We start from the raw sequence: 15,870 nt of genomic DNA, 5'->3' as shown, positions 1-15,870 counted from the left end.
CACCGCCGTATGACCCGACAATGATGCTCAAGCTCCTCTTCTACGCATATTCGACGGGGGTGACGTCGTCTCGGGAGATGGAACGCAGGTGTGGTCTTGATGTGGCGTTTCGTTGGCTGACAGCGAACACCGCGCCGGATTACCGGTCGATCAGCCGGTTCCGCCGTCGCCACCTGGCTGCGTTGGATGACTTGTTTCTCCAGGTCCTTGTCCTGTGTTCAGAGGCGGGACTCGTCAAGCTGGGTCGGGTCGCTTTGGACGGCACGAAGCTGCGGGCGTCTGCCTCTCGGCACAAGGCGATGAGTTACGGGCGTCTTGGTCCCAGGATCGAACAGCTCGAGGCCGAGGTGGCAGCGATCCTCGCCGAGGCTGAAGCCGTCGACCGTGCAGAAGACGAAGAGTTCGGGGAAGACAAACGAGGTGACGAGGTCCCGACTGAGCTTGCCTGTCGCGAGTCCCGTCTCGTCAAGTTGCGTGCCGCCAAAGAAGCCATCGAGGCCGAAGCCAGAGAGAAAGCAGCGAAGAAAGCCGCCGATGAGGCCACAGCGGCCGGCGACGACGACACTGGGATCGCTGAAGCGGCAGAGTCAGCAGCAGACAGGGCGACACCTGAGGGGCGGACCCAACGCAACTTCACCGACCCCGAAGCCAGGATGATGAAAACTGTTGACGGTTTCCACTACGCCTACAACGCCCAGGCCGTCGTCGATGAACACTCCCAAGTCGTCGTCGCAGCGAACGTCACCGATCAGGCAGGCGACGTCCAACAGCTCTTCCCCATGATCGACGCTGCGACCGCCAACCTCGCTGACGCCGGTATCGAAGCCGTCCCGAACATGTTTCTCGCCGATGCGGGCTACTGCTCCCAAGACAATCTGGAACAGATCTCGGATGCGAAGGTCAACGCTTTGATAGCCACAGGGCGGATCAGACGCAACGAGCGGGTTCCCGACACGCCGAGAGGGCCGATCCCCAAAGACGCGACCCGGCACGAGCGGATGGCACGCAAGTTGCGCACCAAGGTCGGGCGGGCCGACTACGCCAGACGCAAAGTCATCGTCGAACCCGTTTTCGGTCAGATGAAAGTCCGGCAACACGCCGGGCATCTCCGGCTACGAGGAATCGCCGGAGCGCAAGGCGAATGGACGCTCCATGTCATCTGCCACAACCTCCGCAAACTCGCCAACGCCGCCAATCCGGCACCGGCCACAGCCACCTGACCCGCCGCCCCGTCAACACCCTACATCGCGTGCAAAGAACCCCGCGACAAGACAGAGCCGGAATCCGGACCGGACACGAATCAACAAAGACCCGTCAACCAATACCGACCCACGCTCCTAGCGTCGGTTCGTCGCGTCGGAACTGCCCATCACACGGACATCGATCGGGAAGTCCGAACCGTCGGCGGCGATCATCCGGCGGCCACGACGCCGTCTCAACCTGGGGGAACGCGAGGCGAGCGCCCCTTTTGGCCGAGAGCACATCTAGTCGGCGATGACGGCCGCCTCGGCGCCGGTGAGCGCCATCAGGTCGGTCGGCGCCACCTCCACTTGCAGTCCCCGCCTCCCCGCGCTGACGAAGATCGAGTCGTATTCAACGGCGGAGACGTCGATGAACATCCGCAGGCGGCGGCGCTGACCGAACGGGCTGATTCCGCCGATGACGTAGCCGGTGAGCCGCTGCGCGTCGGACGGTTCGGCCATCGTCGAGTGCTTGGCACCGGCAGCCCTGGCGAGCTTCTTCATCGACAGGTGCCGCGACACCGGAACGATCCCGACCACCGGGACCCCATCGACCGTCGCGACGAGGGTCTTGAATACGCGGTCGGGAGCCACGCCGATGGCGGCTGCGGCCGCCTCACCGTAGGAGAGGTCCGTGTCGCCGATCTCGTAGGAATGCACGGCGAAGGCCACACCAGCGGCACGGAGTGCTGCGATCGCGCGGGTTCCACCCTTGGCCATGCCGTCATGCTGGCATACGAGCGCGGCCGCGAGCGACCAGGTGGATTGCAGTGCAGGTTCGGTGTCGCTCGGAAGCCGTCCGGGCGGAGGAAACGACGCCCTACAGGAGGCTGCGGCGCCTTCTGCCTCGGGCGGAGCGTCGAACGATCCGCTTCGGTGCCTCGCCTCCCAGGAGGCGAGGTCGTCGAGACGGTCGTCGTTGGAGAACATCTTCACGATCGGTTCGAGCAGTCCGGCCTCGTTCTGGATGTTGCGCATCGCGACGAGTTGGTCCCATTCGACGAACGTGACGACCAGGCCGGACTCCCCGGCACGGGCCGTCCGGCCCGACCGGTGCAGATAGGTCCTCGAGTTCTCCGGCGCGTCGTAGTGGATCACCACGTCGACACCGTCGATGTCGAGGCCCCGGGCGGCGACGTTCGTCGCGACCATGACCCGCAATCTTCCGGCGGCGAAGTCGGCGAGGGTTCGTTCACGCTTCTTTTGTGGAAGGTCGCCGTGGATGGCACGTGCCCGCACACCAAGATCGGCCAGGTCCTGAGCCGTCCGGTCGCACGACCGTTTCGTACGGACGAAGACCAGTACCCGATCGGCAGACTGCGCGATGCGTGCCGTCACCTTGGGTTTGTCCATGTGGTGTACCTGGATGAACCGGTGTCGGGACGTGTCGACGGTAATGGTCTCGGACCCGACGAGGTGCATGACCGGATCCTTCATGTACAGGTTCACCAGCTGTGACACGCGACCGTCGAGCGTCGCGGAGAACAGCATCGTCTGATGGTCCACCTCGAGCTGACGCAGCAGGTAGTGGACCTGAGGCAGGAAGCCCAGGTCGGCCATCTCGTCAGCCTCGTCGAGGACGAGCGTTTCCACGGCGCGTAGTGACACGACGTTGCGGTCAGCCAGATCGATGAGCCGTCCCGGCGTTGCGACGACCACTTCGGTTCCCCGGCGGAGTGCATCGATCTGACCATTCATCGACGCCCCGCCGTACACGGCGGTCACGGAGAAGCCTCGACGGTCGGCGAACGGTTCCAGCGCCTCGGCGACCTGCAGGCACAGCTCCCGGGTGGGGACGAGCACCAGTGCCAGTGGTTGTTTCGGCTCGGCGGCGTGGAGCCGTTCGACCAGCGGCAGCCCGAAGGCGAGCGTCTTGCCGGACCCGGTCTTTGCCTGCCCACAGAGGTCCCTGCCGGCGAAGCCGTCGGGAAGTGCGAGCGTCTGGATCGGGAACGGTGCAGTGATGCCCTGGTCGTTGAGGATGACGGTGAGATCCTCGGCGACGCCAAGGTCCGTGAAGGCGGATGTGTGTTGGTTTGCGGCGATAGCCACGGTACTCCAAGAGAGGATTCGACAGGCTCGATCCGTTACGGAGAGCCGCCGGAGTTGTCCGGCCTCGACCACCCTAGCGCATAATTCGCGTTCCACCCCACACCCGCCCCCGACTCTGGGCTCGCAGGAGTACCCAGGCACCCCGTGAACCCGGGGTCCGCGGCGCTCCATGGAGCCCCGGTCGGCCTGGGTCCACCGGCACCGCCGATCGGGAACATGTAGGTTGAACAGCGGAGGCCCCGGCAGTTGGACAACACCACACCATCGGAGAAGCGAGACGAGAATCCTTCCGTGGCGCCCCGCTATGCGAAGGCGCTGCGCCCGGACAGCCTCGAGCGAACGCGTCGGAGATTCCACTGCATGAACCGCTTCATGGTGCTCGCCTGGCGCCTCGGATTCGGACCGTCGCTCAACATGTGGCCGTCGGTCGGCGGACGGATACTCGTCCTCGTTCACACCGGAAGGAAGAGCGGCAACCACTACTACACGCCGTTGAACTACGCGCCGGACGGAGACGTCCTCTACTGCCTCGTGGGTTTTGGACCGCGCACCGACTGGTTTCGCAACGTCCTGGCCAATCCCAACGTCTGCGTGTGGCTGCCGACCGGCCGATGGTCCGGCGTCGCACACGACGCGACAGACGATCCGGATCGAAACGCCCGCATGCGCCAAGTCCTGATCGCGAGCGGTTTCGCCGCCTGGATCCTCGGCTTGCACCCGAAGCGGATGAGCGACGAGCAGGTGGCGGAGGCGACCCACACGTACCGTCTGGTGCGCATCGTGAAGACCGAGCGTCTCGCCGGTCCCGGCGACCTCACCTGGGTCTGGGCGCTCCCGGCTGCGAAGGCTCTTGTGTGGGCGATGCGACGCCGGCGATCCACACCGTCGGACTGAACCGATCAACCCGCAGACCGGCGATCCTACGAAGCCTCGGCCCCTCCAAGGGACCGGAAGTCCGCGCCGGTGGGCGCTTGGAAGGCTCGCAGCCCGAATTCGGGAAGCATGGCGAGGAGATGGTCGAAGATGTCGGCTTGGAGCGCCTCGTACTGCGGCCAGCGGGTGTCGGCGGCGAACACGTAGATCTCGAGGGGAAGTCCCTGCGGTCCGGGTGCGAGCTGCCGGATGAGGAACGTCATGTCCTTGGCGATGCCAGGCAGGTTCTTCAGGTAGGAGACCATGTACGCGCGCAACGTCCCGATGTTGGTGAGTCGGCGCGGGTCGCCGATCATGCCTTCCGGAGGTTCGTTCGCAGCGTTGTACTCGGCGATCTCCCGGCGTTTCGCCTCCATGTAGTCGGCGAGCGGGGCGAAGTGCGAGAACCGTTCCATCTCGTCGTCGGTGAGAAACCGAATGCCGGACATGTCGATGTTGACTGCCCGTTTGATGCGCCGGCCACCGGATTCGTCCATCCCCCGCCAGTTCTTGAACGGTTCGGAAATCAGCTTGTAGGTGGGGACGGTGGTGATCGTCTTGTCCCAGTTCTGCACTTTGACGGTGTGCAAGGCGATGTCGATGACATCGCCGTCGGCGTTGAACTGGGGCATCTCGATCCAGTCCCCGACACGAAGCATGTCGTTGGTGGCGAGCTGGATCGATGCGATGAATGACAGGATCGTGTCTTTGAAGATGAGCAAGAGGACGGCGGTTGCGGCGCCGATCCCGCTGAGGAAGAACCAGGGCGACTGGTTGGCGAGGACGGCGACGAAGAGGACCGCTGCGAACAGGTAGATGAATATCTGGACGACTTGCAGGTAGCCCTTGATCGGCCGATCTTTGGAGATCGGAAAGGTCTCGTAGATGGTGTTGACCCCCGCGAGCAGCGCTCCGAGGGCCATCGCGGAGATGAGGACGACACCGGCGCCAACGATGCGCCGCAACACTTCGATCCAGAAGTCGCCGAGGCCGGGGACGGCCGAGATGCCGGCGTAGAGAACGATGGCGGGCAAGAGCAGTGAGATGCGATGCTGGAACCCGCGATCCGCGAAGACGTCGTCCCAGCGAAACGTGGTGTGCTTGGTCGCCCTGCGGATGACCGGGAGGACGAGGGCCCGCACGACGAAGTAGGCGAGAACGGCGACGCCCCCGACGACGGCGATCGCAACGAGGGTGGCGACGATGCCGGTGCCGAGCCATCGTTCGAACAGATTGGTGATCGTCGTCTCCATGTGGGTGTGAGCCTAGAAGACCGCCAGGCAATACGTGGCACGCATTCCCCCTCGCGGCCGGCGCCGGCCCCCCTCCCGGCTTCGCCGTACTCGCCCCAACACTCGCTTCGCTCGCTGGGGGGAGAAACGTTCACCCTACTCGCTGGGGGGAGAAACATGCCGCCTGTTTCCTCCCCCAGGAGGCCGCCAGGACCTTCTCCGTAGAGAAGGCCCTCTCATGCCAGGTCACTTCACAGGGCCTCGAGCGCCTTGGCGATCCGCTGCTCACTCACCTTCCCGCGAGTACCGAGCGCCTGGGCGAAGAGGCTCACCCGCAGCTCCTGGAGCATCCAGGCGATCTCCGCCAGCTCGGGCGAAGGTGCAAGCACCTCGCAGAGCCGGTCGTACTCGCCTTCGAGACGCTGCACCCGGGCCATCAGTTCACGATCGCGCTGAGGATTCTCGGCAAGTCGCTCCAGGCGATGCTCGATGGCGCGCAGGTAGCGCTCAACGTCGGCGAGGCGCGCCGCTCCCACGGCAGTGAGAAAGCCCGGGTAGATCAGCTGTTCGAGCTGACCCTGCATGTCGGCAACGGCCGGCTGCGGCACGTCCCCGTCGGTTCCTCCCAGGACGGCACTCAACGAGCGGGCCAGACCGAGGATGCGCAGTGACGCCGATCTGATCGCTTCCACCCGTTCGGCGAGATCCTCTCTGGCACGGGCGACGAGAGCGTCGAAACCGACACCGTCCCACGGCGGCCCTCCGGCGTCGGCAATCACCTGTCCGGCGACGCAGGTGAGGCAGTCGTCGACCCACTCGGCCGGCGCGCCGTGGGGACCGGAACGGATCGCACGTTTCGCATCGTCGGTGAGTAGAAGGCGAAGCATCTTGCCGGCCGACGGGAGATTGAGTGCCAGGAGCCGAGTGGCGCCGGCCCACATGGCGTCGGCCTGCTCGCCGGCGGTGGCCAGCAGCCGCACGGCGACCGAGCCGCCCTCGTCGACGAGTGCCGGGTACGCACGCACTCTCCGGCCGGCGTCGCCGATCTCGACCACGCGGGAGAGTTCACCGATACTCCACGTGGTCAGGCCGATCTGTTCGAGTTCGTGGCTCGTCGCAGCAGGCACCGCACGAGCCTTGTCGCGCAGCTCGACCTTCAGCGCGCCGAGATCATCGCTCTCCGCGACAGGTTCCCCGTCATCGTCAACAACCCGGAAGGTCGGCCGCAGGTGAGTGGGAAGGGCATCCAGGTCGAAGGCGTCAGGTGGAATCGAGACGCCGCCGATGCGCGTCAGCTCCCGTCGCAACGCCGAGAGGAGGCGTCCGTCGCCGGGGTCGAGGTGTTCGACGAGCGCACGGGCCGTGTCGGGAATCGGCACGAACGGTTTGCGGAGCTGCTTGGGAAGGGTTCGGATCAGCTCGGTGATCAGTTCGACCCGGTACCCCGGCACGTGCCATTCGAACACGGCCGGGTCGACCCGATCGATACCGTCGATCGGAACGTCGATGGTGACCCCGTCGGTCGTCCCGCCGGGTTCGAACGTGTAAGTCAGCGCCATGGCAACGTCACCGTGGTGCCACACCTCGGGAAACGCGTCGGTATCGGGTGCTGCGGCCGCCGGATCGATCAGGTCGTCGAGTCCGAGTTCCAGCAGGTGCGGGTCATCGTGGCGGGCATCCTTCCACCAGCGGTCGAAGTGGCGCACCGAGAGGACGTCGTTGGGAATGCGACGGTCAAAGAACTCGAAGATGGCGGCATCGTCGACCAGGAGGTCGCTGCGGCGCTCGCGGGCCTCGAGCGCCAGGACCTGCTCGATCATGGCCTCGTTGTGCGCGGCGAAATCGTGGTGGGTCTCCCACTCACCGGCGACGAGGGCGTGGGTGACGAACAGCTCTCTCGCGCCGGCCGGGTCGATCCGCCCATACTGGACGCTGCGATCCGTCACCAGCGGTAGCCCGTAGATGGTCACCGTTTCACCGGCGACGGCCGCGCCACGGTCGGCGTCCCACCACGGATCCGAATACGACGTCCGCACGAGGTGTGCGCCGACCTGTTCGACCCATTCGGGACGGATGGGAGCGACGCCTCTCGCCCAGAGGCGGCTCGTCTCCACCAACTCGGCGGCCATCACCCACTGCGGTGCGGCCTTGAACAGGGTCGATCCGGGGGCGATGAAGAACCGGGCACTGCGAGCTCCCCGGTACTCGTACCCGTCGGGGTCTTTGATCCCGATGTGGGAGAGAAGACCGGCGAGAACCGACCGGTGGATCGCGTCCGGATCGGCGGGCGTCGTGTTCGCGGTCATGCCGAGCTCTTCGGTGACGTCTCGCAGTTGGGCGTGGATGTGCTGCCACTCTCGGATACGGCGCTCGCTCAGGAATTCGTCGCGACACATCCTGCGGAACTGGTTCGAGGTCCTCGCTCTGCGTTCGGTCTGCAGGTACTTCCACAGGTGCAGCCAGGAGAGCAGATCGGAGTCGGGATGTTTGAACCGAGCGTGGAGTTGATCGGCGTGCTGGCGGTGCTCGGCCGGACGTTCCCTCGGGTCGCGAACCGAAAGCGCCGCGGCGATCACCTGCACCTCGGCGAGACAGCCGTTGCGGTCGGCTTCGATCACCATGCGGGCAAAACGAACGTCCAGCGGGAACCGGGCAAGCTGCCGTCCGAGCTTGGTGAGCCACCTTCGGGTGCCCTGGTGAGCGGGGTTGACGGCGCCGAGCTCTTCGAGCAGGGCGATGCCGTCGCGGATGCTTCGCGACTCCGGCGGGTCGAGGAACCCGAACGCCTCGATGTCGCCCAGGTCGAGCGCCGCCATCTGCAGGATCACCGACGCCAGGTTGGTGCGCCGAATCTCCGGTTCGGTGAACGCAGGACGCGACCGGTAGTCCTCCTCGGTGTAGAGGCGGATGCAGACTCCGGGTCCAAGACGTCCGCATCGTCCGGCCCGCTGGTCGGCAGACGCCTGGGAGATCGGTTCGATCGGCAGCCGCTGCACCTTCGTGCGTCGGCTGTACCGTGAGATACGGGCCGTTCCCACGTCCACGACGGACCGGATGCCCGGCACGGTCAGCGATGTCTCCGCCACGTTCGTGGCGACCACGATCCTCCGCCCGCGGTGCGGTTCGAACACTCTGTGCTGCTCTGCGGCCGACAAGCGCCCGTACAAGGGCACGACCTGCGTGTGCGGCAGATCCAGGTCGGCGAGGGCGTCGGCGGCGTCTCGGATTTCGCGCTCCCCCGAGCAGAACACGAGGATGTCACCGGAACCTTCCGTGTAGAGCTCCACGACGGCATCGGCGATCGCCTGCGGCTGGTCACGCGGCTTGGACGACTCGGGATCGTCGAGCGGCCGGTAGCGGACTTCGACCGGGTAGGTGCGACCGGACACCTCCACGACGGGAACTCCGCCGAAGTGTTCGGAGAACCGCTCGGTGTCGATCGTGGCGGAGGTGATGATCACCTTCAGATCGGGGCGGCGGGGCAGCAGCGCTTTGAGGTAACCGAGCAGGAAGTCGATGTTGAGGCTGCGTTCGTGGGCCTCGTCGACGATGATCGTGTCGTAGCGGGCAAGGCGCCGGTCCCGATGGATCTCCGAAAGCACGATCCCGTCGGTCATGACCCTGATCAGCGTGCCGTCACCGACCCGGTCGGTGAATCGGACCGTGTAGCCGACCAGGCCACCGACCGTCGTGCCGGTCTCTTCGGCGATTCGCTCGGCGATCGAGCGGGCCGCGATACGCCGGGGCTGGGTGTGGCCGATGAAGCCGTTGACACCACGGCCGAGTTCGAGGCACAGCTTGGGGATCTGGGTGCTCTTGCCCGACCCTGTCTCACCCGAGACGATCACCACCTGGTTGGCCCGGATGACCTCGCCGAGTTCGTCGAGGCGGTTGGTGATCGGCAGGTCTGCCGGATAGGTGAACTTCTCGGGCACGGCCGCCCGACGCCGGGCGACACGACCCTCCGCCCGGGTCAGGTCTGCAGCGATGGCCTCGAGGGCCGCCTTGCGTCTTGCGGGCGCGTCGATCTTGGCCGCGCCGGTGAGGCGGCGTTGGAACGACCGGCGGTCGGCCGGTGTCAGCCCGTCGACGCGGGCGCGAAGGTCGGCGAGGGTCATGGCTTCGTGGGAGGGCCCATGATGGCCGCTCCCGGCGGTCGAGGCCACCTTCACACGAGCCGCGGTCCGTTACGCTTGCCCGACTCAACCGTTCTGGTGACGGTTGGACCGGATAGTTCCCACGAAGCGTCACGAGAACGGAGTCGTATGTCGAGCCGATGGATGGTCGCCGCCTCGCTCGCTGCAGTGTACGTCATCTGGAGTTCCACCTATCTGGCGCTGCGGTTCCTCGTCGAAACGTTCCCTCCGTTCCTCGGCACTGCGATCCGCATGGTGATCGCCGGCGGCATTCTCTTCGCCTGGGTGCGGCGGCGTGGCGCGCCGATGCCGACCCCACACCAGTGGCGTAACGGATTCGCCGTCGGCATCCTGCTGTTCGTCGGCGGGCTCGGCCTGGTGACCGTCGCCGAGGACCTCGGCGTCGGATCCGGCGTGGCGGCAACGGCGGTGGCGATGGTGCCGGTGTGGGCTGCGGTCGTGTCAGGTCTGTTCGGACGCTGGCCGACGAAACTCGAATGGGTTGGGATCGCCGTCGGAATGGCCGGGGTGGCCCTGCTGTCGGGCGAAGGCGACTTCCGGGCGGCACCGCTCGGCCTGGTCCTCGTCATCGTCTCCCCGATCCTGTGGGCGTTCGGATCGGTCTGGTCCGCCCACACCGATCTGCCTTCCGGTCCGATGTCGGCCGCCATCCAGATGCTCGGCGGCGGAGTGGTGCTCGCGCTGATCGGCGCCGGGATCGGCGAGTCGATCGCAACCGCGCCGAGCCTCAAGTCGTGGCTGGCGCTCGCATGGCTGATCATTCCCGGGTCGCTGATCGCGTTCAGCGCCTACGCCTACCTGCTGTGCACCGTACGCCCCGCACTGGCCACCTCCTACGCGTACGTGAACCCGGTGTTCGCGGTGATCCTCGGTGTGACCCTCGGCCAGGAACGGCTCACCGGCGAAGTATGGGTGGCGCTGCCGATCATCCTGGCGTCGGTCGGCCTGATCGTGTGGAGTCGCAACCGTACACCGATGCCGGTCGAGTGAGGCCCGTCCGGCCGTTCTCGTGACGGTCGAGCCGATCGTTCCCGACGGCGTCAAGCGGTGGGCGGCCCGGCTGTGAGACGAGCCTCTCAATGTATTCCTGCCAGTTATCGATACGCTCCCTCGGACCATTGGAACCCAAGGCGCCGACGGCGCATACTGAGGAAAACCAGCGAGGGGTTTGCCGGCATGCAGATGGAGGAGTTCCGCACACGAGCACGGGACATCGTCAACGATCCCAATCTCACCTATCACCAGCGCAGGCACTACCTCGCCGGGCTCGCCGAAGAAGCCCTCGAACCCCCCGCTCTCGGCGCCGACGCCCGCGAGGCGCTCAACAAGCGGATCATCTGCGACCTCTACGAGGGCAATGCCCCGTACCGGGCCCGCTATATCCTGCCCGACTACGCGAGAGCCCTCTCGCAAGGATCCGCGTTCCTCGAGCTCGACCCGCCGACAAACCTCGACGAGGCGCTCAACTTCCTGCTCATCCTCTACACGCAGGTGCCATCGATCACCTCGTACCCGGTCTACCTCGGAGACATCGACAAGCTGCTCGAACCGTACGCGGACGGCATCTCCGACGAAGACCTGTACGACAAACTCCGCCTGTTCTGGCGGGCCCTCGACCGGATGTTCCCCGACGCGTTCACCCATGTCGACCTCGGCCCGGACGACTCGCGCGTGGGACGGACGATCTTTCGCATCGAACGTGATCTCAAGCAGGTCGTGCCCAACATCACCTTCAAGGTCGACCCCGAACGCACCCCCGACGACTACGTCAGAGATGGCGTCCTGACCGTCTTCGACGTCGCCAAGCCGCACTTCGTGAACCACCCGCTCATGGTCCGCGACCTCGGCGAGAACTACGCGTCGGTCAGTTGCTACAACTCGCTCCTGATCGGCGGCGGCTCACACACCCTCGTCCGCCTCAACCTCAAAGAGGCCGCCCGCCACCACAACGGCACTGCCGAAGAGTTCCTCACCACCACGCTGCCCCACTACGTGGCGCTCACCGCAGAGCTCATCGAATCCCGCATCCGCTACCTCGTCGAAGAAGCGGAGTTCTACGAACACGACTTCCTCGCAAGAGAAGGGCTCATCGACCTGTCCAAGTTCTCCGCCATGTTCGGCGTGTTCGGCCTCGCCGAGTGCGTCGAGGCCCTCGGCGCCGGCACCTACGGGACCGACGAGACCGCCAATGAGCTGTCGTACCGGATCATCGACACGATCGCCGCACAGGTCGCCGCCACTCCGATGCCGTACTGCGAAGGCAACGGCGGCGTCTGCCTCCTGCACTCACAGTCGGGCATCGACTCCGACATCGACGTGACCGCGGGAACCCGAATCGCCATCGGTGCCGAACCCGGCCTCTATGAGCACATCCGTACCGTCGCACCGCATCACGACAAATTCGGCGCCGGTGTCAGCGACGTGTTCCAAGTGGAAGACACCGTCGTGAACAACCCGGATGCGATGGTCGACGTCATCCGGGGGGCGTTCCACGAAGGCATGCGCGACTTCACCTTCAACGTCGGATGCAACGACTTCATCCGCATCACCGGCTACCTGGTCCGCAAGTCCGACCTGGCCGAGTTCTCGGCGTCGGGCGCTCGACACAACAGCACCACGTTCGGATATGGAGCCGAAACGAATACCCACGTCACGACCCGCAACGTCAAGCGAGTACTGGTTCATGAGCGCACCCCGCGCCCTCCTGAATGACTTCATCCCGTTCAGCAACGTCGACGGGCCCGGAAACCGGTTCGTCCTGTTCTTCCAAGGCTGCAACTTCGACTGCAGCTTCTGCCACAACCCGTACACGATCAGCACGTGTATCGACTGTGAGATCTGCATCGAACCGTGCCCCGAAGACGCCCTGTTCCGGGAGACGGACGGCAGCGTAACGGTCGACTGGGACCGCTGCACCCGATGCGACATCTGCGTCGACGTCTGCCCGTACGACTCCACGCCACTGGCCAAACAGGTCACCGTCGACGAGATCTTCTCCGAGATCCGCACCGCTGCACCGTTCCTGTCCGGAATCACCGTCTCCGGCGGGGAGGCCACCCTGCAGCCCGAGTTCGTTGCCGCCCTGTTCTCTGAGCTCAAGGCCCACCCGGACACCCGACACCTCACCACGTTCGTCGACAGCAACGGATCCTGCACCAGCGAGACGTGGGACGTGCTGCTGCCGGTCATGGACAGCGCCATGATCGACATCAAGGCCCTCGACGACAACATCCACATCGCGCTGACCGGCGTGAGCAACAGCCGGGTGCTCGACTCCATCCGCTACCTCGCACGACGCGACCGCCTCCACGAGGTGCGCCTCCCCCTCATCTCGGGTGTCAACGACAGCGACGAGCTGCTGACCCGCACCGCACGCTGGCTTGCCTCCGTCGACCCTGCGTTGCGCATCAAAGTGATCGGGTTTCGCAAACACGGTGTCCGGGCCCAATACCAGGATCTCACCGAGCCGACCGCCGACCAGATGGAGCACTGCGAGCAGGTCCTCTCCGCCGCCGGCGCACACGAGATCGTGCGCCTCTGACGGGGAAACCATCAGCGGCCGGCAGCCGGCTTCTGCCCCATCGAGCTCGGTTCGTACTTCAACTCGGCCACTTCCCCTGCGAGGAGAGGCAAGAAGAAGAGCCGAACATCTTCCACAGATCGGTGCCTTCGACAATGACACCGGACGCGGGCTCTGACTACGGTGTCAAGAGCATGGCAACGCATGAACGAGAGCTTGTCGAGCCGGTGGATCTGTGCCTGGCCGACGGGCGCCGGTTGAACCCCGAAGCCCTCGGATGGTCACGCCGTCCACTCCACAACGCCAACCTTCAAGGCGTGTGGGGGCGGACGAAGCGATGGGATTACTGGGCCATCCAATCCGATGAGCTTGTCTTGTCGGTCACCCTGGCCGACATCGACTACATCGGCTTGGCGACCGTCGAATGGATCGTTCTTGGGTCACACGAGTCCGGAGGCCGGTCCGTCACCGCGCCCCTGGCGCGGCGCATCGAGCTCCCAGGAACCGTATGCGACGGTCGGCTCGGCTATCGCGACGACGATCTGCAGATCGACATTGCGTACCACTCCGAGACAACGACAATTCGCGCCAAGTGGACCGAGCAGGGGTTGCCGGGAAGCGTCGACGTCTCCGTTGCGAACCCCGCAGGAGACGAATCTCTCAATGTGGTGATCCCGTGGTCGGACAGACGGTTCCAGTTCACCTCGAAACATCAGGGGCGACCGGCGACGGGCCGAGCCGACCTCGGTGGTCGCTCCTTCGAGATTGGCGGCGAATCCGGCGATGCTTGGGGCATCCTCGACATCGGTCGTGGTCGGTGGCCGTATCGCACTCAATGGAACTGGGGCGGGGGAACGGGCCGCAGCGCCGACGCACGCCGGGTTGCCCTCCAGTTCGGGGCCAAGTGGACGGAGGGCACCGGTTTCACCGAGAACGGTGTGTTCATCGACGGTCGACTACACAAGATCGGTGAAGAGCTCGACTGGCAATACGTCTGGGACGACCCGATGAGACCGTGGCGAGTGCGCTCCAACGATGGGACTCTCGACGTCACCCTGACCCCCGTCCACGATCGCCACGCCCGCACCAATCTTGGGGTAGTCATGAACGAAGTTCACCAGGTGTTCGGTCGGTGGTCGGGAACCGTACCCGACGGAGCAGACTCAACCCTGTCCATCGAAGACGCTCTCGGTTTCGCCGAGGAATCCCGCGCCCGCTGGTAGCACCCGACCATCACAAGGCTCGGTGTGGCGATCAGGCCCGATCCAGTCGCAGCAACCTGCCCCCTCCCTCCTTCGGGGCACTCCCCCCGATACTCGCTTCGCTCGGCCGGCTCGGGGCGCTCGACTGGCAGAAACCACAGCTCACCCCACTCACCAGGAGGCGACCATCCCATCGACCTCGCTTCGCTCGGCCGGCTGCCAGGGGTAGCAGGAAGGGGGAGAAGTCCCCTCGAGCCGATGCCCGATGCCGTCGGGCGCGTCTGACAACGCACGCCTTGTCTCGTCTACGTGGACGAAGCGTCGGCCTTATCTGATAACCTGCAGGCATGGATCTCAAGCTCCTCCGATCATTCGTGATCGTCGCCGAGGAGGAGCACGTGGGACGCGCATCCAAACGGCTGTTTCTCTCTCAGCCTGCGCTGAGCAAGCAGATCCGCAGGCTCGAGGGTCAGCTTGGAGTTCCCCTGGTCCAACGGGTGGGACGCCGGATCGAGCTCACCGCCGCCGGCAGGGTGCTGGCGACGGAGGCCGTGCGCATTCTGGAAGCCACCGACGTCGCGGTCGGCCGTGTCCGGGCTTCGATGCGGGCGGAACAGGACGAGGTGGTGATCGCCTTCGTGCCACCGATGCCGCGCCAGCTCACCACCGACGTGCTGCGCGAGGCGTGTGACTCTCTCGGCTGTGAGGTAACACTGCGCAACGTGGGCTGGCATGAGCAGGTCTCGGCGGTCGCCTCGGGGATGGCCGACCTCTCGCTGATCCGCGGTCCCGTCGAAGGGTTCACGCACCGCGAACACATCCGCTACGAGAAGGTCTTCGAAGAGCCGCGAGTGGCCGCCTTCTCGGCTGATCATCCCCTGGCGAAGGAGGCAAGTATCGAGCTGGCCGATCTCGTCGATGAACCGATCGCGGTTTCGGCACCCAACACCGATTATTGGACGGTGAACCCCCGGCCGGACGGATCGGCTCCGGTGCTCGGGCCGACGGTGTCCAGCGTCACGGAGATGCTCGAGGTCGTCGCCGCGGGACGGGCGATGGTCCTGACCGCAAAGTCGCTCGGCGAGTACTACGTGCGGTCCGACATCGCCTACGTGCCGGTGCGAGACATCTCGTGTTCGGAGGTGTTCCTCGCCTGGTCCCCGTCCACGATCGGCACGACCGCCTCGAAGGTGCTGCAGGACCTGCAGCGGAGAGCCCGCAAACTCACCATTACCTGACGGCCGGCGACACCGACCACCGAAGCGGCTGCCCCACTCTGTGAACCCTGGGCTCGTAGGTACCCCTGGGGTACCCCTGAGCCCAGGGTTCGCAGTTACAGGGTGAGGGCCTGGTACAGGTACGGGAACGATACGTCTTGGCGGTAGTCGACGCCCGTGTGGTCGTCGTCGAACTCCTCGTAGCGGTGCTCGATCCCCGCCTCTTTCAGTGCTTTCGCGAACGTCCGCGCCCCATACACGAGGGCGTACTGGTCCTTGGACCCACAATCGATGTAGAGGCCCCGAAGCGAACGCAGGTTCTCCTGACACTCGGGCA

11 protein-coding genes are annotated in these 15,870 nt (G+C 65.4%); 7 read left to right on the top strand and 4 right to left on the bottom strand.

The features are described from left to right. The coding region (locus GWP04_10055; GenBank protein ID NIA25894.1) for a transposase at positions 1-1,220 on the top strand (1,220 nt) is incomplete at its 5' end. Positions 1,221-1,484: 264 nt separating this feature from the next. Here GWP04_10055 and ybaK read toward each other — a convergent pair. After that, positions 1,485-3,464, bottom strand: coding sequence for a Cys-tRNA(Pro) deacylase (ybaK, locus tag GWP04_10050; GenBank protein NIA25893.1), 1,980 nt, complete (start codon positions 3,462-3,464; stop codon positions 1,485-1,487). Positions 3,465-3,653: 189 nt separating this feature from the next. Between ybaK and GWP04_10045 the strand changes: the two genes are divergently transcribed. Continuing rightward, on the top strand, positions 3,654-4,187 hold the full coding sequence (locus tag GWP04_10045; GenBank protein ID NIA25892.1) for a nitroreductase family deazaflavin-dependent oxidoreductase: 534 nt from the start codon (positions 3,654-3,656) through the stop codon (positions 4,185-4,187). A gap of 26 nt (positions 4,188-4,213) precedes the next feature. On the opposite strand, the gene GWP04_10040 is transcribed toward GWP04_10045, so the two are convergent. Together GWP04_10040 and hrpA are read right to left on the bottom strand one after the other, a co-directional pair. Continuing rightward, positions 4,214-5,458, bottom strand: a complete 1,245-nt coding sequence (locus tag GWP04_10040) for a mechanosensitive ion channel (protein ID NIA25891.1) — start codon at positions 5,456-5,458, stop codon at positions 4,214-4,216. Positions 5,459-5,688: 230 nt separating this feature from the next. Beyond that, a complete protein-coding gene (hrpA, locus tag GWP04_10035; GenBank protein NIA25890.1) occupies positions 5,689-9,555 on the bottom strand; it encodes an ATP-dependent RNA helicase HrpA in 3,867 nt (1,288 codons plus the stop codon). Positions 9,556-9,702: 147 nt separating this feature from the next. Between hrpA and yedA the strand changes: the two genes are divergently transcribed. From yedA to GWP04_10010, 5 genes are all read left to right on the top strand, one after another. Continuing rightward, positions 9,703-10,584, top strand: a complete 882-nt coding sequence (yedA, locus tag GWP04_10030) for a drug/metabolite exporter YedA (GenBank protein NIA25889.1) — start codon at positions 9,703-9,705, stop codon at positions 10,582-10,584. Between the two features lie 186 nt (positions 10,585-10,770). Further along, the gene (gene yjjI, locus GWP04_10025; protein NIA25888.1) at positions 10,771-12,306 is read left to right on the top strand and encodes a YjjI family glycine radical enzyme; all 1,536 of its coding nucleotides are present in this window, start codon (positions 10,771-10,773) and stop codon (positions 12,304-12,306) included. Next, entirely contained in the window at positions 12,278-13,135 is an 858-nt protein-coding gene (yjjW, locus tag GWP04_10020) for a YjjW family glycine radical enzyme activase (GenBank protein ID NIA25887.1), read from the top strand. Before yjjI ends, yjjW begins: the two co-directional genes overlap by 29 nt. A 173-nt stretch (positions 13,136-13,308) precedes the next feature. Further along, a complete protein-coding gene (locus tag GWP04_10015) occupies positions 13,309-14,337 on the top strand; it encodes a DUF2804 family protein (protein NIA25886.1) in 1,029 nt (342 codons plus the stop codon). A 326-nt stretch (positions 14,338-14,663) separates the two neighbouring features. Further along, positions 14,664-15,554, top strand: coding sequence for a LysR family transcriptional regulator (locus tag GWP04_10010; GenBank protein ID NIA25885.1), 891 nt, complete (start codon positions 14,664-14,666; stop codon positions 15,552-15,554). Positions 15,555-15,649: 95 nt separating this feature from the next. On the opposite strand, the gene GWP04_10005 is transcribed toward GWP04_10010, so the two are convergent. Continuing rightward, a partial coding sequence (locus tag GWP04_10005) for an enterochelin esterase (GenBank protein NIA25884.1) occupies positions 15,650-15,870 on the bottom strand: 221 nt, incomplete at its 5' end.

The sequence above is a fragment of the Gammaproteobacteria bacterium genome (assembly GCA_011682695.1).
Lineage (GTDB): Bacteria > Actinomycetota > Acidimicrobiia > Spongiisociales > UBA4744 > BMS3Bbin01.
The sequence above is the reverse complement of the archived record's forward strand: the minus strand, read 5'-3'. Positions and strand labels throughout refer to the sequence as shown.